This is a genomic window from Burkholderia sp. EMB26 (assembly GCF_024730645.1).
GTDB classification, from domain to species: domain Bacteria; phylum Pseudomonadota; class Gammaproteobacteria; order Burkholderiales; family Burkholderiaceae; genus Burkholderia; species Burkholderia cenocepacia.
In genome coordinates, this window is sequence record NZ_CP078070.1 from 337,600 (window position 1) to 358,572 (window position 20,973).

General features: G+C 61.8%; 18 protein-coding genes. All 18 read left to right on the plus strand.

Annotated features, from left to right (window positions below; genetic code table 11):
• The first annotated feature begins 196 nt into the window (after positions 1–196).
• The 18 genes from rpoB (at position 197) to rpsQ (ending at position 20,923) form a co-directional block, all read left to right on the plus strand.
• Complete coding sequence (rpoB, locus tag KU887_RS01620; RefSeq protein ID WP_006482874.1) at positions 197–4,303, plus strand: DNA-directed RNA polymerase subunit beta; 4,107 nt, start codon at positions 197–199, stop codon at positions 4,301–4,303.
• A gap of 21 nt (positions 4,304–4,324) precedes the next feature.
• On the plus strand, positions 4,325–8,566 hold the full coding sequence (gene rpoC / locus KU887_RS01625) for a DNA-directed RNA polymerase subunit beta' (RefSeq protein WP_006482896.1): 4,242 nt from the start codon (positions 4,325–4,327) through the stop codon (positions 8,564–8,566).
• A 279-nt stretch (positions 8,567–8,845) separates the two neighbouring features.
• Positions 8,846–10,693 carry a DNA helicase RecQ gene (gene recQ / locus KU887_RS01630; RefSeq protein WP_006493356.1) on the plus strand — a complete coding sequence of 616 codons (1,848 nt, stop codon included), beginning with the start codon at positions 8,846–8,848 and terminating at the stop codon, positions 10,691–10,693.
• Between the two features lie 226 nt (positions 10,694–10,919).
• Positions 10,920–11,300, plus strand: coding sequence for a 30S ribosomal protein S12 (gene rpsL / locus KU887_RS01635; protein ID WP_006400662.1), 381 nt, complete (start codon positions 10,920–10,922; stop codon positions 11,298–11,300).
• A 172-nt stretch (positions 11,301–11,472) separates the two neighbouring features.
• Entirely contained in the window at positions 11,473–11,943 is a 471-nt protein-coding gene (gene rpsG, locus KU887_RS01640) for a 30S ribosomal protein S7 (RefSeq protein WP_006477195.1), read from the plus strand.
• 123 nt (positions 11,944–12,066) lie between these two features.
• Entirely contained in the window at positions 12,067–14,169 is a 2,103-nt protein-coding gene (fusA, locus tag KU887_RS01645; RefSeq protein ID WP_006482929.1) for an elongation factor G, read from the plus strand.
• A 42-nt stretch (positions 14,170–14,211) separates the two neighbouring features.
• Positions 14,212–15,402 (plus strand): elongation factor Tu, encoded by a 1,191-nt coding sequence (gene tuf, locus KU887_RS01650; protein ID WP_006482910.1) that lies wholly within the window; start codon positions 14,212–14,214, stop codon positions 15,400–15,402.
• Between the two features lie 287 nt (positions 15,403–15,689).
• On the plus strand, positions 15,690–16,001 hold the full coding sequence (gene rpsJ, locus KU887_RS01655) for a 30S ribosomal protein S10 (RefSeq protein WP_004199280.1): 312 nt from the start codon (positions 15,690–15,692) through the stop codon (positions 15,999–16,001).
• Between the two features lie 178 nt (positions 16,002–16,179).
• Complete coding sequence (gene rplC, locus KU887_RS01660; protein ID WP_006482922.1) at positions 16,180–16,830, plus strand: 50S ribosomal protein L3; 651 nt, start codon at positions 16,180–16,182, stop codon at positions 16,828–16,830.
• Positions 16,830–17,450 (plus strand): 50S ribosomal protein L4, encoded by a 621-nt coding sequence (gene rplD / locus KU887_RS01665; RefSeq protein ID WP_006477192.1) that lies wholly within the window; start codon positions 16,830–16,832, stop codon positions 17,448–17,450. Before rplC ends, rplD begins: the two co-directional genes overlap by 1 nt.
• Positions 17,447–17,761, plus strand: a complete 315-nt coding sequence (rplW, locus tag KU887_RS01670; protein WP_258253570.1) for a 50S ribosomal protein L23 — start codon at positions 17,447–17,449, stop codon at positions 17,759–17,761. Before rplD ends, rplW begins: the two co-directional genes overlap by 4 nt.
• Positions 17,762–17,763: 2 nt before the next feature.
• Positions 17,764–18,591, plus strand: a complete 828-nt coding sequence (gene rplB, locus KU887_RS01675) for a 50S ribosomal protein L2 (RefSeq protein ID WP_006482900.1) — start codon at positions 17,764–17,766, stop codon at positions 18,589–18,591.
• Between the two features lie 10 nt (positions 18,592–18,601).
• The gene (gene rpsS / locus KU887_RS01680) at positions 18,602–18,877 is read left to right on the plus strand and encodes a 30S ribosomal protein S19 (protein ID WP_004199273.1); all 276 of its coding nucleotides are present in this window, start codon (positions 18,602–18,604) and stop codon (positions 18,875–18,877) included.
• Between the two features lie 12 nt (positions 18,878–18,889).
• Complete coding sequence (gene rplV, locus KU887_RS01685) at positions 18,890–19,219, plus strand: 50S ribosomal protein L22 (RefSeq protein WP_004199272.1); 330 nt, start codon at positions 18,890–18,892, stop codon at positions 19,217–19,219.
• An 11-nt stretch (positions 19,220–19,230) separates the two neighbouring features.
• Positions 19,231–20,031 carry a 30S ribosomal protein S3 gene (gene rpsC, locus KU887_RS01690; protein ID WP_006482899.1) on the plus strand — a complete coding sequence of 267 codons (801 nt, stop codon included), beginning with the start codon at positions 19,231–19,233 and terminating at the stop codon, positions 20,029–20,031.
• 2 nt (positions 20,032–20,033) lie between these two features.
• The gene (rplP, locus tag KU887_RS01695; protein ID WP_006482873.1) at positions 20,034–20,450 is read left to right on the plus strand and encodes a 50S ribosomal protein L16; all 417 of its coding nucleotides are present in this window, start codon (positions 20,034–20,036) and stop codon (positions 20,448–20,450) included.
• 9 nt (positions 20,451–20,459) lie between these two features.
• Positions 20,460–20,654: a 50S ribosomal protein L29 gene (rpmC, locus tag KU887_RS01700; protein WP_006400652.1), complete on the plus strand. Its 195-nt coding sequence runs from the start codon at positions 20,460–20,462 to the stop codon at positions 20,652–20,654.
• On the plus strand, positions 20,651–20,923 hold the full coding sequence (gene rpsQ / locus KU887_RS01705) for a 30S ribosomal protein S17 (protein ID WP_006477189.1): 273 nt from the start codon (positions 20,651–20,653) through the stop codon (positions 20,921–20,923). Before rpmC ends, rpsQ begins: the two co-directional genes overlap by 4 nt.
• Positions 20,924–20,973: the final 50 nt, after the last annotated feature.

The window sequence follows — 20,973 nt, forward strand, 5'->3', positions numbered from 1 at the left end:
CAGAAGGCAAGTTTGGTCGGGTAGCGGGCAACACAGGCATCCGCTGCCGTCAGCCAGCGGTTGGTAGCGGCCAACCACCAAGCTTCTCGGCTCGTTCAAGCCGTCGAACGGCCATCGGGTCTCAGTCGGTGAACACTCGGGTTTGAAACGTCCAGGTATTCCGCCTCGATAGCACCCGCCGTGATTCGGAGATCGTATGCAATATTCCTTCACCGAGAAGAAGCGCATTCGCAAGAGTTTCGCGAAGCGCCCCATCGTTCACCAAGTTCCGTTCTTGCTGGCTACTCAGCTTGAATCATTCAGCACGTTTCTGCAAGCCGATGTGCCCGCGACGCAACGTAAGCCTGAAGGTTTGCAGGCGGCGTTCACATCGGTATTTCCCATTGTTTCGCACAACGGTTTCGCGCGCCTCGAGTTCGTGAGCTATGCGCTGTCCTCGCCGGCATTCAACATCAAGGAATGCCAGCAGCGAGGCCTGACGTACTGCTCCGCGCTGCGCGCGAAGGTCCGCCTCGTCATCCTCGACAAGGAATCGCCGAACAAGCCGGTCGTCAAGGAAGTGAAGGAGCAGGAAGTGTACATGGGCGAAATTCCGCTCATGACGCCGACGGGCTCGTTCGTCATCAACGGCACCGAGCGTGTCATCGTCTCGCAGCTGCATCGTTCGCCTGGCGTGTTCTTCGAACACGACAAGGGCAAGACGCACAGCTCGGGCAAGCTGCTGTTCTCGGCACGGATCATTCCGTACCGCGGTTCGTGGCTCGACTTCGAATTCGATCCGAAGGACATCCTGTACTTCCGCGTCGACCGTCGCCGCAAGATGCCGGTCACGATCCTGCTGAAGGCCATCGGCCTGACGCCGGAACAGATCCTCGCGAACTTCTTCGTGTTCGACAATTTCACGCTGATGGACGAAGGCGCGCAACTCGAGTTCGTGCCCGAGCGCCTGCGTGGTGAAGTCGCGCGTTTCGACATCACGGATCGTGATGGCAAGGTCATCGTCCAGAAGGACAAGCGGATCAACGCGAAGCACATTCGCGACCTCGAAGCCGCGAAGACCAAGTTCATCTCGGTGCCGGAAGACTATCTGCTCGGCCGCGTGCTGGCGAAGAACGTCGTCGACGGCGACACCGGCGAAGTGATCGCGAGCGCGAACGACGAAGTCACGGAAAGCGTGCTCGAGAAGCTGCGCGAAGCGGGCATCAAGGACATCCAGACGCTCTACACGAACGATCTGGATCAGGGCCCGTACATCTCGTCGACGCTGCGTGTCGACGAAACGACCGACAAGACGGCCGCGCGCATCGCGATCTACCGCATGATGCGTCCGGGCGAGCCGCCGACCGAAGAAGCGGTCGAGGCCCTGTTCAACCGTCTGTTCTACAGCGAAGAAGCGTACGACCTGTCGAAGGTCGGCCGCATGAAGTTCAACCGCCGCGTCGGCCGTGACGAGATCGTCGGCCCGATGACGCTGCAGGACGACGACATCCTCGCGACGATCAAGATCCTCGTCGAGCTGCGCAACGGCAAGGGCGAAGTGGACGACATCGACCACCTCGGCAACCGTCGCGTGCGTTGCGTCGGCGAACTGGCGGAAAACCAGTTCCGCGCCGGTCTCGTGCGTGTCGAGCGCGCGGTCAAGGAACGCCTCGGCCAGGCCGAAAGCGAAAACCTGATGCCGCACGACCTGATCAACTCGAAGCCGATTTCGTCGGCGATTCGCGAGTTCTTCGGCTCGTCGCAGCTGTCGCAGTTCATGGACCAGACCAACCCGCTGTCGGAAATCACGCACAAGCGCCGTGTTTCCGCACTGGGCCCGGGCGGTCTGACGCGCGAACGCGCAGGCTTCGAAGTCCGCGACGTGCACCCGACCCACTACGGCCGCGTGTGCCCGATCGAAACGCCGGAAGGTCCGAACATCGGCCTGATCAACTCGCTCGCGCTGTACGCGCACCTGAACGAGTACGGCTTCCTCGAGACGCCGTACCGCAAGGTCGTGGACAGCAAGGTGACCGATCAGATCGACTACCTGTCGGCGATCGAGGAAGGCCGCTACATGATCGCTCAGGCGAACGCCGCGATCGACGAAGACGGCCGACTCATCGACGAACTCGTGTCGTCGCGCGAAGCCGGCGAAACGATGATGGTCACGCCGGACCGTATCCAGTACATGGACGTCGCGCCGTCGCAGATCGTGTCGGTGGCCGCATCGCTGATTCCGTTCCTCGAGCACGATGACGCGAACCGCGCGCTGATGGGCTCGAACATGCAGCGTCAGGCCGTGCCGTGTCTGCGTCCGGAAAAGCCGGTCGTCGGTACGGGCATCGAGCGCACCTGCGCGGTCGACTCGGGTACGACGGTCCAGGCGTTCCGCGGCGGTGTGGTCGACTACGTCGACGCAGGCCGTATCGTGATTCGCGTGAACGACGACGAAGCAGTCGCGGGTGAAGTCGGTGTCGACATCTACAACCTGATCAAGTACACGCGTTCGAACCAGAACACGAACATCAACCAGCGTCCGATCGTGAAGATGGGCGACAAGGTCTCGCGCGGCGACGTGCTGGCCGACGGCGCCTCGACGGACCTGGGCGAGCTCGCGCTCGGCCAGAACATGCTGATCGCGTTCATGCCGTGGAACGGCTACAACTTCGAGGATTCGATCCTGATCTCGGAGAAGGTGGTCGCGGACGATCGCTACACGTCGATCCACATCGAAGAGCTGAACGTCGTTGCACGCGACACGAAGCTCGGGCCGGAAGAAATCACGCGCGACATCTCGAACCTGGCGGAAGTCCAGCTCGGCCGTCTCGACGAATCGGGCATCGTGTACATCGGTGCTGAAGTCGAAGCAGGCGACGTGCTGGTCGGCAAGGTCACGCCGAAGGGCGAGACCCAGCTGACGCCGGAAGAGAAGCTGCTGCGCGCGATCTTCGGCGAGAAGGCTTCGGACGTGAAGGACACGTCGCTGCGCGTGCCGTCGGGCATGAGCGGCACCGTGATCGACGTCCAGGTGTTCACGCGTGAAGGCATCCAGCGCGACAAGCGTGCGCAACAGATCATCGACGACGAACTGAAGCGCTACCGTCTCGACCTGAACGACCAGCTGCGCATCGTGGAAGGCGACGCATTCCAGCGTCTCGCCCGCATGCTCGTGGGCAAGGTCGCGAACGGCGGTCCGAAGAAGCTCGCGAAGGGCACGAAGATCGACCAGGCTTACCTGGAAGATCTCGACCACTACCACTGGTTCGACATCCGCCTCGCGGACGACGAAGCAGCGGCATCGCTCGAAGCGATCAAGAACTCGATCGAAGAGAAGCGTCACCAGTTCGATCTCGCGTTCGAAGAAAAGCGCAAGAAGCTCACGCAAGGCGACGAACTGCCGCCGGGCGTGCTGAAGATGGTCAAGGTGTACCTCGCGGTGAAGCGCCGTCTGCAGCCTGGCGACAAGATGGCAGGCCGTCACGGTAACAAGGGTGTCGTGTCGAAGATCGTCCCGATCGAAGACATGCCGTACATGGCCGATGGCCGTCCGGCAGACGTCGTGCTGAACCCGCTCGGCGTGCCGTCGCGGATGAACGTGGGTCAGGTTCTGGAAGTGCACCTCGGCTGGGCCGCGAAGGGCCTCGGCTGGCGTATCGGCGAAATGCTGCAGCGTCAGGCGAAGATCGAGGAACTGCGCACGTTCCTGACGAAGATCTACAACGAGTCGGGCCGCCAGGAAGATCTGGAAAGCTTCACCGACGACGAGATCCTCGAACTCGCGAAGAACCTGCGCGAAGGCGTGCCGTTCGCGACGCCGGTGTTCGACGGTGCGACCGAGGAAGAAATGGGCAAGATGCTCGACCTCGCGTTCCCGGACGACATCGCCGAACAGCTCGGCATGAACCCGTCGAAGAACCAGGTCCGTCTGTACGACGGCCGCACGGGTGAAATGTTCGAACGTCGCGTGACGCTCGGCTACATGCACTACCTGAAGCTGCACCACCTGGTCGACGACAAGATGCACGCGCGTTCGACCGGCCCGTACTCGCTCGTCACGCAGCAGCCGCTGGGTGGTAAGGCGCAGTTCGGTGGCCAGCGTTTCGGTGAAATGGAAGTGTGGGCACTCGAAGCGTACGGCGCGTCCTACGTGCTGCAGGAAATGCTGACGGTGAAGTCGGACGACGTGACCGGCCGGACGAAGGTGTACGAAAACCTCGTCAAGGGCGACCACGTGATCGATGCAGGCATGCCGGAATCCTTCAACGTGCTCGTGAAGGAAATCCGCTCGCTCGGTATCGATATCGATCTCGACCGCAATTAATCGGACTACGGAGAGAAAGCAATGAAAGCTCTGCTCGATCTATTCAAGCAAGTCCAACAGGAAGAAGTTTTCGACGCGATCAAGATCGGTCTGGCCTCGCCCGACAAGATCCGTTCGTGGTCGTTCGGCGAAGTGAAGAAGCCGGAGACCATCAACTACCGTACGTTCAAGCCGGAACGCGATGGTCTGTTCTGCGCGAAGATCTTCGGGCCGATCAAGGACTACGAGTGCCTGTGCGGCAAGTACAAGCGCCTGAAGCACCGCGGCGTGATCTGCGAGAAGTGCGGCGTCGAAGTGACGCTGGCGAAGGTGCGTCGCGAACGGATGGGCCACATCGAGCTGGCCTCGCCGGTCGCGCACATCTGGTTCCTGAAGTCGCTGCCGTCGCGTCTGGGCATGGTGCTCGACATGACGCTGCGCGACATCGAACGCGTGCTGTACTTCGAAGCGTACGTGGTGATCGAACCGGGCATGACGCCGCTGAAGGCGCGGCAGATCATGACCGAGGAGGATTACTACAACAAGGTCGAGGAATACGGCGACGAATTCCGTGCCGAAATGGGCGCGGAAGGCGTGCGTGAACTGCTGCGCGCGATCAACATCGACGAGCAGGTCGAGACGCTGCGCACCGAGCTGAAGAACACGGGCTCGGAAGCGAAGATCAAGAAGTACGCGAAGCGCCTGAAGGTCCTCGAGGCATTCCAGCGTTCGGGCATCAAGCCCGAGTGGATGATCCTCGAAGTGCTGCCGGTGCTGCCGCCGGAACTGCGTCCGCTCGTGCCGCTGGACGGCGGCCGTTTCGCGACGTCGGACCTGAACGACCTGTATCGCCGCGTGATCAACCGTAACAACCGGTTGAAGCGTCTGCTCGAGCTGAAGGCGCCTGAAATCATCGTCCGCAACGAAAAGCGGATGCTGCAGGAAGCCGTCGACTCGCTGCTCGACAACGGTCGTCGCGGCAAGGCGATGACGGGCGCGAACAAGCGTCCGCTGAAGTCGCTCGCCGACATGATCAAGGGCAAGGGCGGTCGTTTCCGTCAGAACCTGCTGGGCAAGCGCGTCGACTACTCGGGCCGTTCGGTCATCGTGGTCGGCCCGACGCTGAAGCTGCACCAGTGCGGCCTGCCGAAGCTGATGGCGCTCGAGCTGTTCAAGCCGTTCATCTTCAACAAGCTGGAAGTGATGGGGGTAGCTACGACCATCAAGGCTGCGAAGAAGGAAGTCGAGAACCAGACGCCGGTGGTGTGGGACATCCTCGAAGAGGTGATCCGCGAGCACCCGGTGATGCTGAACCGTGCGCCGACGCTGCACCGTCTCGGTATCCAGGCGTTCGAGCCGGTGCTGATCGAAGGCAAGGCAATCCAGCTGCACCCGCTCGTCTGCGCGGCGTTCAACGCCGACTTCGACGGTGACCAGATGGCCGTTCACGTGCCGCTGTCGCTCGAAGCGCAGATGGAAGCGCGCACGCTGATGCTCGCGTCGAACAACGTGCTGTTCCCGGCCAACGGCGATCCGTCGATCGTGCCGTCGCAGGATATCGTGCTGGGTCTGTACTACGCGACCCGCGAAGCGATCAACGGCAAGGGCGAAGGCCTGTCGTTCACGGGCGTGTCGGAAGTCATCCGCGCGTACGAGAACAAGGAAGTCGAGCTGGCCTCGCGCGTCAACGTGCGGATCACCGAAATGGTCCGCAACGAGGACACGTCGGAAGGCGCGCCGGAATTCGTGCCGAAGATCACGCTGTACGCGACGACCGTCGGCCGCGCGATCCTGTCGGAGATCCTGCCGCACGGCCTGCCGTTCTCGGTGCTGAACAAGCCGCTGAAGAAGAAGGAAATCTCGCGCCTGATCAACACGGCATTCCGCAAGTGCGGTCTGCGCGCGACGGTGGTGTTCGCCGACCAGCTGATGCAGTCGGGTTTCCGTCTCGCAACGCGTGCCGGCATCTCGATCTGCGTGGACGACATGCTCGTGCCGCCGCAGAAGGAAACGATCGTCGGCGACGCCGCGAAGAAGGTGAAGGAGTACGACCGCCAGTACATGTCGGGTCTCGTCACCGCGCAGGAACGCTACAACAACGTGGTCGACATCTGGTCGGCGACGTCGGAAGCGGTCGGCAAGGCGATGATGGAGCAGCTGTCGACGGAGCCGGTGATCGATCGCGACGGCAACGAGACGCGCCAGGAGTCGTTCAACTCGATCTACATGATGGCCGACTCGGGCGCCCGGGGTTCGGCGGTTCAGATTCGTCAGCTGGCTGGTATGCGAGGCCTGATGGCGAAGCCGGACGGCTCGATTATCGAGACGCCGATTACCGCGAACTTCCGCGAAGGTCTGAACGTGTTGCAGTACTTCATCTCGACCCACGGTGCACGTAAGGGTCTGGCTGATACGGCACTGAAGACCGCGAACTCGGGTTACCTGACGCGTCGTCTGGTCGACGTCACGCAGGATCTGGTCGTGGTGGAAGACGATTGCGGCACGTCGAACGGCGTGGCGATGAAGGCGCTGGTCGAAGGCGGTGAAGTCGTCGAAGCGCTGCGCGACCGTATCCTCGGCCGCGTCGCGGTCGCGGACGTCGTGAATCCGGAAACGCAGGAAACGCTGTACGAATCGGGCACGCTGCTCGACGAAACGGCGGTCGAGGAAATCGAACGCCTCGGCATCGACGAAGTGCGCGTGCGCACGCCGCTGACCTGCGAAACGCGTTACGGCCTGTGCGCAGCCTGCTACGGCCGAGACCTCGGCCGCGGCTCGCTCGTGAACGTCGGCGAAGCAGTCGGCGTGATCGCGGCGCAATCGATCGGTGAACCGGGCACGCAGCTGACGATGCGTACGTTCCACATCGGTGGTGCGGCATCGCGTGCGGCAGTGGCTTCGTCGGTCGAAGCGAAGAGCAACGGTATCGTCCGCTTCACGGCGACGATGCGCTACGTCACGAACGCGAAGGGCGAGCAGATCGTCATTTCCCGTTCGGGCGAAGCGATGATCACCGACGACTTCGGTCGCGAGCGCGAGCGTCACAAAGTGCCGTACGGCGCGACGCTGCTGCAGCTCGACGGCGCGACCATCAAGGCCGGCACGCAGCTCGCCACGTGGGATCCGCTGACGCGCCCGATCATCACCGAGTACGGTGGTACGGTGAAGTTCGAGAACGTCGAGGAAGGCGTGACCGTCGCGAAGCAGATCGACGACGTGACCGGCCTGTCGACGCTGGTCGTGATCGACGTGAAGCGCCGCGGTTCGCAGGCTTCGAAGAGCGTGCGTCCGCAGGTGAAGCTGCTCGACGCGAACGGCGAGGAAGTGAAGATTCCGGGCACGGAGCACGCAGTGCAGATCGGCTTCCAGGTCGGCGCACTGATCACCGTGAAGGATGGTCAGCAGGTGCAGGTCGGTGAAGTGCTCGCACGTATCCCGACGGAAGCGCAGAAGACGCGTGACATTACCGGCGGTCTGCCGCGGGTGGCGGAACTGTTCGAAGCGCGTTCCCCGAAGGATGCCGGCATTCTCGCGGAAGTCACCGGTACGACGTCGTTCGGCAAGGACACGAAGGGCAAGCAGCGTCTCGTCATCACGGACCTCGAGGGCAACCAGCACGAGTTCCTGATCGCGAAGGAAAAGCAGGTTCTGGTTCACGATGCACAGGTCGTCAACAAGGGCGAAATGATCGTGGACGGTCCGGCCGATCCGCACGACATCCTGCGTCTGCAGGGTATCGAGGCGCTGTCGCGCTACATCGTCGACGAAGTGCAGGACGTGTACCGTCTGCAGGGCGTGAAGATCAACGACAAGCACATCGAGGTGATCGTTCGCCAGATGCTGCGTCGTGTGCAGATCACCGACAACGGTGATACGCGCTTCATCCCGGGCGAACAGGTCGAACGTTCCGACATGCTGGACGAGAACGATCGCATGATCGCCGAGGGCAAGCGCCCGGCTTCGTACGACAACGTGCTGCTCGGTATCACGAAGGCATCGCTGTCGACCGACTCGTTCATCTCCGCGGCATCGTTCCAGGAAACGACCCGCGTGCTGACCGAAGCGGCGATCATGGGCAAGCGCGACGATCTGCGCGGCCTGAAGGAAAACGTGATCGTCGGCCGTCTGATTCCGGCCGGTACGGGTCTCGCGTTCCACAAGGCACGCAAGGCGAAGGAATCGTCGGATCGCGAGCGTTTCGACCAGATCGCAGCGGAAGAGGCATTCGACTTCGGCACGCCGAGCGCGCCGGCGGAAGAGCCGCAACACCCGGCAGCCGAGTAAGCGCGGGGCGGCGCAAGCCGCGTTGCCTTGCTATCATCGCTGTCACCGAAACCGCCCGGTTCTGCCGGGCGGTTTTTTTTCATCCTTCGTTCACGCGCATCACGTGCCTGCGCAGCGCCGCGGCACATGCCCGGCGATCGCGTCCGATCCGGCCGCGGCAGGCCCGTGATGCACGCGAACGAACCCTGACCGAACGGCCAACATCGCGCGATTCGCCACGCGTCGCGCGAGCGGGTTGTTAAAATTGCGGTCATCGCTTAGCCGTCCCAGTTCTCATTCATGTCCCGCGCCCTCGAAATACTCGACGAAGTCTTTGGTTATTCCGCGTTTCGCGGCCAGCAGGGCGAGATCGTCGAGCACGTCGCCGGCGGCGGCGATTGCCTCGTGCTGATGCCGACCGGCGGCGGCAAGTCGCTGTGCTACCAGATTCCCGCGCTGCTGCGCCGCGAGGCCGGGCAGGGCGCCGGCATCGTCGTGTCGCCGCTGATCGCGCTGATGCAGGACCAGGTCGCCGCGTTGAGCGAAGTCGGCGTGCGCGCGGCCTACCTGAATTCGACGCTGTCGGGCGCCGAGGCCGCGGCCACCGAGCGCGCGCTGCGCGAAGGCGAAATCGACCTGCTGTACGTCGCGCCGGAGCGCTTGATGACGGGGCGCTTCCTCGAGCTGCTCGAGCGCGCGAAGATCGGCCTGTTCGCAATCGACGAAGCGCACTGCGTGTCGCAATGGGGGCACGATTTCCGCCCGGAATACATCCAGCTGTCGGTGCTGCACGAGCGCTTCCCGTCCGTGCCGCGCATCGCGCTGACCGCCACGGCCGATGCGATCACGCGCGACGAGATCATCCATCGTCTCGCGCTCGACGACGCGCGCGTGTTCGTGTCGAGCTTCGACCGTCCGAACATCCGTTACCGGATCGTCGAAAAGGACAACGCGCGCGCGCAGCTGCTCGACTTCATCCGCGCCGAGCACACGAATGCCGACGGCACGACCGATGCGGGTGTCGTCTATTGCCTGTCGCGCCGCAAGGTCGAGGAAACGGCTGAATGGCTGAAGGCGCAGGGCGTGCGCGCGCTGCCGTATCACGCGGGGATGGAATTCGAGGTGCGGCAGAAGCACCAGGAAATGTTCCAGCGCGAGGAAGGCATCGTGATGTGCGCGACGATCGCGTTCGGCATGGGCATCGACAAGCCCGACGTGCGCTTCGTCGCGCACCTCGATTTGCCGAAGAGCGTCGAAGGCTATTACCAGGAAACCGGCCGCGCCGGCCGCGACGGGATGCCCGCGAACGCGTGGATGGCGTATGGGCTGGGCGACGTCGTCCAGCAACGCAAGATGATCGACGAGTCCGATGCGGACGACGCGCACAAGCGCGTGCAGACGTCGAAGCTCGATGCGCTGCTCGGGTTGTGCGAGACGATCTCGTGCCGCCGCGTGCGGCTGCTGAACTACTTCGGCGAGGCGAGCCAGCCGTGCGGCAACTGCGACACGTGCCTCGAGCCGCCCGCGTCGTGGGATGCGACGCGCGAGGCGCAGATGGCGCTGTCGTGCGTGTTCCGCGCGCAGCGCGCGAGCGGCTTCAATTTCGGTTCGAGCCACCTGATCGAGATCCTGCGCGGCGGGCGTACCGAAAAGGTGTTGCAGCGCGGCCACGACCAGCTCAGCACGTTCGGCATCGGCGCGGCGCTGTCCGAACCCGAGTGGCGCGCGATTTTCCGGCAGCTCGTCGCGTACGGCTACCTGGCGGTCGACCATGGCGGCTTCGGCGCGCTGATGCTGACCGAGGCCGCGAAGCCCGTGCTGAAGAACGAGGAAAAAGTCACGCTGCGCCGCTACGTGAAGCCGCAGCGCACCCGCCAGTCGTCGAGCCGCAGCGGCACGCGCGTCGACCCGACGGCCGGCATGGGCGCCCGCGAGCGTGCGCGGTGGGACGCGCTGCGCGCATGGCGCGCGGAAACCGCGAAGACGGACGGCGTGCCGGCCTACGTGATCTTCCACGACGCGACGCTCGCCGAAATCGCACGCAACGCGCCGGAGACGATCGACGACCTGCGCCACATTCCCGGCATGGGCGTGCGCAAGCTCGAGCGCTTCGGCGACGAGATCATCGACGTCGTCGAATCGGCCTGACACAGCGTTCCGACCCCTCACGTAAACCGCGCGATCGGCCGGCAGATCACGCAAGCCGTTGACTTAGTTGGCATTTCCGGAATATCATGCTGGGTTCCGGTATTCGGTGGGCCGAGTCGCGTTCAATAGTTCGCGCCCGATTCGCCGGTTCGGAAGTCAACTGTGCGTCGATTCTCGCTTTGCCCGAAATCGGCGTGCAGATTTTGTTCAATTTCAGGAATAAACAATGCCAACCATCAACCAACTGGTTCGCAAAGGCCGTCAGTCGGAAACGACGAAGAGCAAGAGCCCGGCCCTGCAGGACTGCCCCCAGCGTCGCGGCGTGTGCACCCGTGTGTACACGACGACGCCGAAGAAGCCGAACTCGGCACTCCGTAAGGTCGCCAAGGTTCGTCTGACGAACGGCTTCGAAGTGATTTCGTACATCGGCGGTGAAGGCCACAACCTGCAGGAACACTCGGTTGTGCTGATCCGCGGCGGCCGTGTGAAGGACTTGCCGGGTGTGCGTTACCACATGGTTCGCGGCTCGCTGGATACCCAGGGCGTCAAGGACCGTAAGCAAGCGCGCTCGAAGTACGGCGCGAAGCGTGCAAAGGCTGCCAAGTAAGCAGTTTTTGATCAGGGATCGCCGCAGGGCGGTCAAGGCGGGAGTGCCGGATTGCCGGTGCTGTCGAGTAAGTGGTCACCCGGCCAAGCTGGTTAGTCGTGAAGATGTGATCGGGTTTGTTGGTGGCCGCGGAGCTGAATCCAGCTCCAACTGAACAAGTAAAGGAAGAATCATGCCGCGTCGTCGCGAAGTCCCCAAGCGGGAAGTGTTGCCGGATCCGAAGTTCGGCAACGTTGATGTTGCCAAGTTCATGAACATGCTGATGCTGTCCGGCAAGAAGTCGGTCGCAGAGCGCATCGTTTATGGCGCATTCGAACAAATCCAGACCAAGGGTGGCAAGGACCCGCTGGAAGTGTTCACGGTTGCGCTCAACAACGTGAAGCCGGTGGTCGAAGTGAAGAGCCGTCGCGTTGGTGGTGCCAACTATCAAGTTCCGGTCGAAGTGCGCCCGTCGCGTCGTATGGCATTGGCGATGCGCTGGCTGCGTGAGGCTGCGAAGAAGCGTAGCGAGAAGTCGATGGCCCTGCGCCTGGCAGGTGAACTCTCCGAAGCGGCCGAAGGCCGTGGCGGCGCGATGAAGAAGCGCGACGAAGTTCACCGCATGGCAGAAGCCAACCGCGCGTTCTCGCATTTCCGTTTCTAAGCGCCTGGCTGGGCTGTTTGCGGAAATAAATTCCGGGCGGGTGCGCTTTTCAGGCGCCTCGCCCGTTTGTGTTGAGGCGTGATGCAGCAGGGCTGCGTCACGTCATCCCAGTAGAGGATCAAAGTGGCTCGCAAGACTCCTATCGAGCGCTACCGCAATATCGGTATTAGCGCTCACATCGACGCCGGCAAAACGACGACGACCGAGCGCATTCTGTTTTACACCGGTGTGAACCACAAGATCGGTGAAGTCCACGACGGCGCAGCCACGATGGACTGGATGGAGCAGGAACAGGAACGTGGCATCACGATCACGTCCGCTGCTACCACGGCCTTCTGGAAGGGCATGGGCGGCAACTATCCGGAACACCGCATCAACATCATCGACACCCCGGGCCACGTCGACTTCACGATCGAAGTGGAGCGTTCGATGCGCGTGCTCGACGGCGCGTGCATGGTGTACTGCGCAGTGGGCGGCGTGCAGCCGCAGTCGGAAACGGTGTGGCGTCAGGCGAACAAGTACAAGGTGCCGCGTCTCGCGTTCGTCAACAAGATGGACCGTACCGGCGCGAACTTCTTCAAGGTCTACGACCAGCTCCGTCTGCGCCTGAAGGCGAACCCGGTTCCGGTCGTGGTGCCGATCGGCGCGGAAGAGAACTTCAAGGGCGTCGTCGACCTGATCAAGATGAAGGCGATCATTTGGGACGAAGCGTCGCAAGGCACGAAGTTCGACTACGTCGACATCCCGGCCGAGCTCGCGGAGACCTGCAAGGAATGGCGCGAAAAGATGGTCGAAGTGGCTGCCGAAGCCAGCGAAGACCTGATGAACAAGTACCTGGAAGAAGGCGATCTGCCGGAAGCCGACATCGTCAAGGCGCTGCGTGATCGTACGATCGCGTGCGAAATCCAGCCGATGCTGTGCGGTACCGCGTTCAAGAACAAGGGCGTGCAGCGTATGCTTGACGCCGTGATCGACTTCCTGCCGTCGCCGGTCGACATCCCGCCGGTCAAGGGCGAACTCGAAAACGGTGAAGAAGCAGAGCGCAAGGCATCGGACGAAGAGAAGTTCTCGTCGCTCGCGTTCAAGATCATGACCGACCCGTTCGTCGGCCAGCTGATCTTCTTCCGTGTGTACTCGGGCGTCGTCAACTCGGGCGACACGCTGCTGAACTCGACCAAGGGCAAGAAGGAACGCCTCGGTCGTATTCTGCAGATGCACGCGAACCAGCGTGAAGAAATCAAGGAAGTCCGCGCAGGCGACATCGCTGCTGCGGTCGGCCTGAAGGAAGCAACCACGGGCGACACGCTGTGCGACCCGGCGAACCCGATCGTTCTCGAACGCATGGTGTTCCCGGAGCCGGTGATTTCGCAGGCGGTCGAGCCGAAGACCAAGGCTGACCAGGAAAAGATGGGCCTCGCCCTGAACCGTCTGGCTCAGGAAGACCCGTCGTTCCGCGTGCAGACCGACGAAGAGTCGGGCCAGACCATCATTTCGGGCATGGGCGAGCTCCACCTCGAAATTCTGGTCGACCGGATGAAGCGTGAATTCGGCGTGGAAGCGACCGTCGGCAAGCCGCAGGTTGCGTACCGCGAAACGATCCGTTCGACGGCGAAGGATGTCGACGGCAAGTTCGTCAAGCAGTCGGGTGGTCGCGGCCAGTACGGTCACGCGGTCATCACGCTCGAGCCGAACGAACAAGGCAAGGGCTACGAGTTCTTCGACGAGATCAAGGGTGGTGTGATTCCGCGTGAATACATCCCGGCGGTCGACAAGGGTATCCAGGACACGCTGAAGTCGGGCGTGCTGGCTGGCTTCCCGGTCGTCGACGTGAAGGTTCACCTGACGTTCGGTTCGTACCACGACGTTGACTCGAACGAAAACGCGTTCCGCATGGCCGGTTCGATGGCGTTCAAGGAAGCGATGCGCAAGGCGAATCCGGTCGTCCTCGAGCCGATGATGGCTGTCGAAGTCGAGACGCCGGAAGACTACATGGGCAACGTGATGGGCGACCTGTCGGGCCGTCGCGGTATCGTCCAGGGCATGGAAGACATGGTTGGCGGCGGCAAGATCGTTCGCGCCGAAGTGCCGCTGTCGGAAATGTTCGGCTACTCGACGTCGCTGCGCTCGCTGACGCAAGGTCGTGCAACGTACACGATGGAGTTCAAGCACTACGCTGAAGCTCCGCGCAACGTTGCCGAAGCGATCATCAGCGCGAAGTCGAAGTAAATCTGTAGCTACCAACTGATTATTTTTTGAAAGAAGAGAATCATGGCAAAAGAAAAGTTTGAGCGGACCAAGCCGCACGTGAACGTTGGTACGATTGGTCACGTTGACCACGGCAAGACGACGCTGACGGCAGCGATCACGACGGTTCTGACGAAGAAGTTCGGCGGCGAAGCGAAGGCGTACGACCAGATCGACGCGGCACCGGAAGAAAAGGCGCGCGGCATCACGATCAACACGGCACACGTCGAGTACGAAACGGCTAACCGCCACTACGCACACGTCGACTGCCCGGGCCACGCTGACTATGTGAAGAACATGATCACGGGCGCGGCGCAGATGGACGGCGCGATCCTGGTTTGCTCGGCAGCAGACGGCCCGATGCCGCAAACGCGTGAGCACATCCTGCTGGCGCGTCAGGTTGGCGTTCCGTACATCATCGTGTTCCTGAACAAGTGCGACATGGTGGACGACGCTGAACTGCTCGAGCTGGTCGAGATGGAAGTTCGCGAACTGCTGTCGAAGTACGACTTCCCGGGCGACGACACGCCGATCGTGAAGGGTTCGGCGAAGCTGGCGCTGGAAGGCGACACGGGCGAGCTGGGCGAAGTGGCGATCATGAGCCTGGCCGACGCGCTGGACACGTACATCCCGACGCCGGAGCGTGCAGTTGACGGCGCGTTCCTGATGCCGGTGGAAGACGTGTTCTCGATCTCGGGCCGTGGTACGGTGGTGACGGGTCGTGTCGAGCGCGGCATCGTGAAGGTCGGCGAGGAAATCGAAATCGTCGGTATCAAGCCGACGGTGAAGACGACCTGCACGGGCGTTGAAATGTTCCGCAAGCTGCTGGATCAAGGTCAGGCAGGCGACAACGTGGGTATCCTGCTGCGCGGCACGAAGCGTGAAGACGTGGAGCGTGGCCAGGTTCTGGCGAAGCCGGGTTCGATCACGCCGCACACGCACTTCACGGCTGAAGTGTACGTGCTGAGCAAGGACGAAGGCGGCCGTCACACGCCGTTCTTCAACAACTACCGTCCGCAGTTCTACTTCCGTACGACGGACGTGACGGGCTCGATCGAGCTGCCGAAGGACAAGGAAATGGTGATGCCGGGCGACAACGTGTCGATCACGGTGAAGCTGATCGCTCCGATCGCGATGGAAGAAGGTCTGCGCTTCGCGATCCGCGAAGGCGGCCGTACGGTCGGCGCCGGCGTCGTCGCCAAGATCATCGAGTAATATCGACGATCCGCGGATCCCGGTGGGGTCCGCGATTCCCGCGGTACGCCGTTGTACCGCCGAAACCGGGTGCCCAGCTTGTGCTGGCGCCCGGTTTTGTTTTTGCGGCCGCGCGTTGCGCGGGCCGAGAAACACGCCACACTGCTCCAGAATTTCGTGTAGAATCGCGGGCTTAGCAGTGGAAGTACCGTCCGGAACCTGATGCTTCGCTCCCCGCTGGTGTCATGTTTCACGTTCTTTTAGTGTCCGGCGATGCAATATCGCCTCGCTCTTTTCAAGGAATTGTCATGCAGCAACAGAAAATCCGCATTCGCCTGAAGGCTTTCGACTATCGTCTGATCGATCAATCGGCTGCCGAAATCGTCGATACCGCGAAGCGGACTGGCGCAATCGTCCGTGGCCCGGTGCCGCTGCCGACGCGCATCCAGCGTTTTGACATCCTGCGTTCGCCGCACGTCAACAAGACGTCGCGCGATCAGCTCGAAATCCGTACCCACCAGCGCCTGATGGACATCGTCGACCCGACGGACAAGACCGTCGACGCGCTGATGAAGCTCGACCTGCCGGCTGGCGTCGACGTGGAAATCAAGCTGCAGTAAGGCTTTCGGCGCCGACCGGCGTGCCGGATGGCGCTAAGTCTTTGTATTGCTTGCGGAAATCGAGAAGTCGGGCTATACTGCTTGGCTTTTCGCGTATTCGCGTAAAAAAGTTGGGCCTTGCGTGCCCGGCATTTTGTAAATCAGCCCCGACCAATCGCAGTCGGGAATGGAGAAAATGATGAGCCTTGGACTCGTAGGTCGCAAGGTTGGCATGACCCGTATCTTCACGGCGGAAGGGGATTCGATTCCCGTCACCGTGCTGGACGTGTCGGACAACCGCGTGACGCAGATCAAGACTGTTGAAACCGACGGCTACACGGCCGTGCAGGTTGCATTCGGCTCCCGCCGCGCATCGCGCGTGACGAAGCCGCTGGCAGGTCATCTCGCCAAAGCCGGTGTCGAAGCCGGTGAAATCCTCAAGGAATTCCGCATTGACGCGGCCAAGGCAGCCGAGCTGTCGAATGGCGCCGTGGTTGGTGCAGATCTTTTCGAAGTGGGCCAGAAGGTCGACGTGCAAGGCGTGTCGATCGGTAAGGGCTACGCCGGTACGATCAAGCGTTACAACTTCTCCTCCGGCCGTGCCACGCACGGTAACTCGCGCTCGCACAACGTGCCGGGCTCGATCGGTATGGCGCAGGATCCGGGTCGTGTTTTCCCGGGTAAACGCATGACGGGTCACATGGGTGACGTGACGGTGACGGTGCAGAACCTCGAAATCGCTCGTATCGACGCAGAGCGCAAGCTGCTGCTCGTGAAGGGTGCGATTCCGGGCGCGAAGGGCGGCAAGGTCTTCGTGACGCCGGCCGTCAAGACCAAGGGGGCGAAATAATGGAACTCAAGCTCCTGAACGAAAATGGTCAGGAAGGTGCAGTGGTCAACGCATCGGACGTCGTGTTCGGTCGTGACTACAACGAAGCGCTGATCCACCAGGTCGTCGTCGCTTACCAGGCGAATGCTCGCCAGGGTAACCGCGCACAGAAGGACCGTGAGCAAGTCAAGCACACGACCAAGAAGCCGTGGCGCCAGAAGGGTACGGGCCGCGCTCGTGCCGGTATGTCGTCGAGCCCGCTGTGGCGTGGCGGTGGTCGTATCTTCCCGAATTCGCCGGAAGAAAACTTCTCGCACAAGGTCAACAAGAAGATGCATCGCGCAGGTCTCTGCTCGATCTTCTCGCAGCTGGCCCGTGAAGGCCGTCTGTCGGTCGTCGAGGACATCATCCTCGAAGCGCCGAAGACCAAGCTGCTGGCCGACAAATTCAAGACCATGGGTCTCGACTCCGTGCTGATCATCACCGACACGGTCGACGAGAACCTGTACCTGGCTTCGCGCAACCTGCCGCACGTGGCGATTGTCGAGCCGCGCTACGCTGACCCGCTGTCGCTGATCTACTTCAAGAAAGTGCTGGTCACGAAGGCTGCGGTCGCCCAGATCGAGGAGTTGCTGTCATGAGCGAGATTCGCAAGAACGATCATCGTTTGATGCAGGTCCTGCTCGCACCGGTGATCTCGGAAAAGGCGACGCTGGTTGCCGACAGGAACGAGCAAGTCGTGTTCGAAGTCGCACCGGATGCCACGAAGCAGGAAGTGAAGGCGGCTGTCGAGCTGCTGTTCAAGGTTGAAGTTGATTCCGTCAACGTGCTGGTTCAGAAGGGCAAGCAAAAGCGCTTTGGCCGTTCGATGGGCCGCCGCAAGGACGTGAAGAAGGCGTACGTCTGCCTGAAGCCCGGCCAGGAAATCAACTTTGAAGCGGAGGCCAAGTAATCATGGCAATCGTTAAAGTTAAGCCGACATCGCCGGGTCGCCGCGCGATGGTCAAGGTGGTCAACAAGAACCTGCACCAGGGCAAGCCGTTCGCGGCACTGCTCGACTCGCAGAGCTCGACCGCCGGCCGTAACAACAACGGTCGTATCACCACGCGTCACAAGGGTGGTGGTCACAAGCAACACTACCGTATCGTCGATTTCCGTCGCACGAAGGACGGCATCCCGGCAAAGGTCGAACGTCTCGAGTACGACCCGAACCGCAGCGCGAACATCGCGCTGGTGCTCTACGCAGACGGCGAACGTCGCTACATCATCGCCCCGAAGGGCCTGACCGTCGGCCAACAGCTGATGTCGGGTTCGGAAGCGCCGATCCGTGCAGGCAACACGCTGCCGATCCGCAACATTCCGGTCGGTACGACGATCCACTGCATCGAGATGCTGCCGGGCAAGGGCGCGCAAATGGCGCGTTCGGCTGGCACGTCGGCCATGCTGCTGGCGCGCGAAGGCGTCTACGCGCAGGTTCGTCTGCGTTCGGGCGAAATCCGCCGCGTGCACATCGAGTGCCGTGCAACGATCGGTGAAGTCGGCAACGAAGAGCACAGCCTGCGCCAGATCGGCAAGGCTGGCGCGAACCGCTGGCGCGGTATCCGCCCGACGGTGCGTGGCGTTGCGATGAACCCGGTTGATCACCCGCACGGTGGTGGTGAGGGCAAGACGGCTGCAGGTCGCGACCCGGTGAGCCCGTGGGGTACGCCGGCTAAGGGTTACCGCACCCGCAGCAACAAGCGCACGACGACGATGATCGTCCAGCGCCGTCACAAGCGTTAAGGAGTAGGCAATGGCACGTTCTGTTAAAAAAGGTCCGTTCTGCGACGCCCATTTGCTGAAGAAAGTTGAGGCGGCTGCAGCTTCGCGCGACAAAAAGCCGATCAAGACCTGGTCGCGTCGCTCGACGATTCTGCCGGATTTCATCGGCCTGACGATCGCTGTTCACAACGGCCGTCAACACGTTCCGGTGTACATCTCGGAAAACATGGTCGGCCACAAGCTTGGCGAGTTCGCACTGACCCGTACGTTCAAGGGTCACGCAGCCGACAAGAAGGCCAAGAAATAAGGGGCAATCAAGATGGAAGTGAAAGCAATTCATCGCGGTGCCCGCATCTCGGCGCAAAAAACGCGCCTTGTGGCTGACCAGATCCGCGGTTTGCCGGTCGACAAGGCGCTGAACGTTCTGACGTTCTCGCCGAAGAAGGCGGCTGGCATCGTGAAGAAGGTTGTGCTGTCGGCAATCGCGAATGCGGAGCACAACGAAGGCGCTGATATCGACGAGCTCAAGATCAAGAGCATCTACGTCGACAAGGCTGCATCGCTCAAGCGTTTCACCGCGCGCGCAAAGGGCCGCGGTAACCGCATCGAGAAGCAATCCTGTCACATCACTGTGACGGTCGGGAATTAAGGAGCCATACGATGGGACAGAAAATTCATCCGACTGGCTTCCGCCTGGCTGTCAGCCGCAATTGGGCTTCGCGTTGGTACGCGAACAACAACAATTTCGCGGCGATGCTGCAGGAAGACATCGGTGTTCGTGAATACCTGAAGAAGAAGCTGAAGAACGCTTCGGTCGGTCGGGTCGTCATCGAGCGTCCGGCGAAGAACGCGCGCATCACGATTTACAGCTCGCGTCCGGGCGTGGTCATCGGCAAGAAGGGCGAGGATATCGAACAGCTGAAGACGGAACTGCAACGCCGCATGGGCGTGCCGGTTCACGTCAACATCGAAGAAATCCGCAAGCCGGAAACCGATGCTCAGCTGATCGCTGACTCGATCACGCAACAGCTCGAGCGCCGGATCATGTTCCGTCGCGCGATGAAGCGTGCGATGCAGAACGCGATGCGTCTGGGTGCCCAAGGCATCAAGATCATGAGCGCAGGCCGTCTGAACGGTATCGAAATCGCTCGTACGGAGTGGTATCGCGAAGGTCGCGTGCCGCTTCACACGCTGCGTGCTGATATCGACTACGCGACTTCGGAAGCGAAGACGACTTACGGGATCATCGGCGTCAAGGTGTGGGTCTACAAGGGCGATACGCTCGGCCGCAACGACGCACCGGTGGTGGAAGAAGTAGCCGAAGACAAGCGTCCGCGTCGCAATGCGCGTCCGGGCGACCGTCGTCCGCGCCGTGACGGCGAAGGCGGCGCTCCGGGTGCTCGTCGTGGCGCACCGCGCCGTGGCGCCGGCAAGCCCGAAGACGGCAAGACTGGAGAATAACGATGCTGCAACCGAAACGCAGAAAGTATCGTAAAGAGCAGAAGGGTCGTAACACCGGCAAGGCGACGCGCGGCAACGCAGTGTCGTTCGGTGAATTCGGCCTGAAGGCGATCGGTCGCGGTCGTTTGACCGCACGTCAGATTGAAGCGGCGCGTCGTGCAATGACGCGTCACATCAAGCGTGGCGGCCGTATCTGGATCCGGATCTTCCCGGACAAGCCGATTTCGCAGAAGCCGGCCGAAGTGCGTATGGGTAACGGTAAGGGTAACCCGGAGTACTACGTCGCCGAGATTCAGCCGGGCAAGATGCTCTATGAAATGGACGGCGTAACCGAAGAACTGGCACGCGAAGCGTTCCGTCTGGCTGCAGCCAAGCTGCCGCTGAAGACGGCATTCATCGTGCGCCAGCTCGGCGCCTAAGGAGAAAACATGAAGGCTTCCGAACTTCTCCAGAAAGACCAGGCCGCGCTCAACAAGGAGCTGGCGGACCTGCTGAAGGCGCAATTCGGCCTGCGCATGCAACTCGCGACCCAGCAGCTCACGAACACGAGCCAGCTGAAGAAGGTTCGTCGCGACATCGCACGTGTGCGGACCGTCATGACTCAGAAGGCGAACCAGAAATGAACGATAGCGTGAAAACCTCGCTGAAGCGGACGCTGGTCGGTCGGGTCGTCAGCAACAAGATGGACAAGACCGTCACCGTGCTGATCGAGCACCGCGTCAAGCACCCGATCTACGGCAAGTATGTCGTGCGTTCGAAGAAGTACCACGCGCACGATGAAGCGAACACCTACAACGAAGGCGATCTCGTCGAAATTCAGGAAACGCGTCCTGTTTCGAAGACGAAGGCCTGGACGGTGTCGCGCCTCGTCGAAGCCGCTCGCGTCATCTAAGCGGGCAGCGCAGTAGGCAGTAACGGGCACTTCTCCACGAAGTGCTTGAA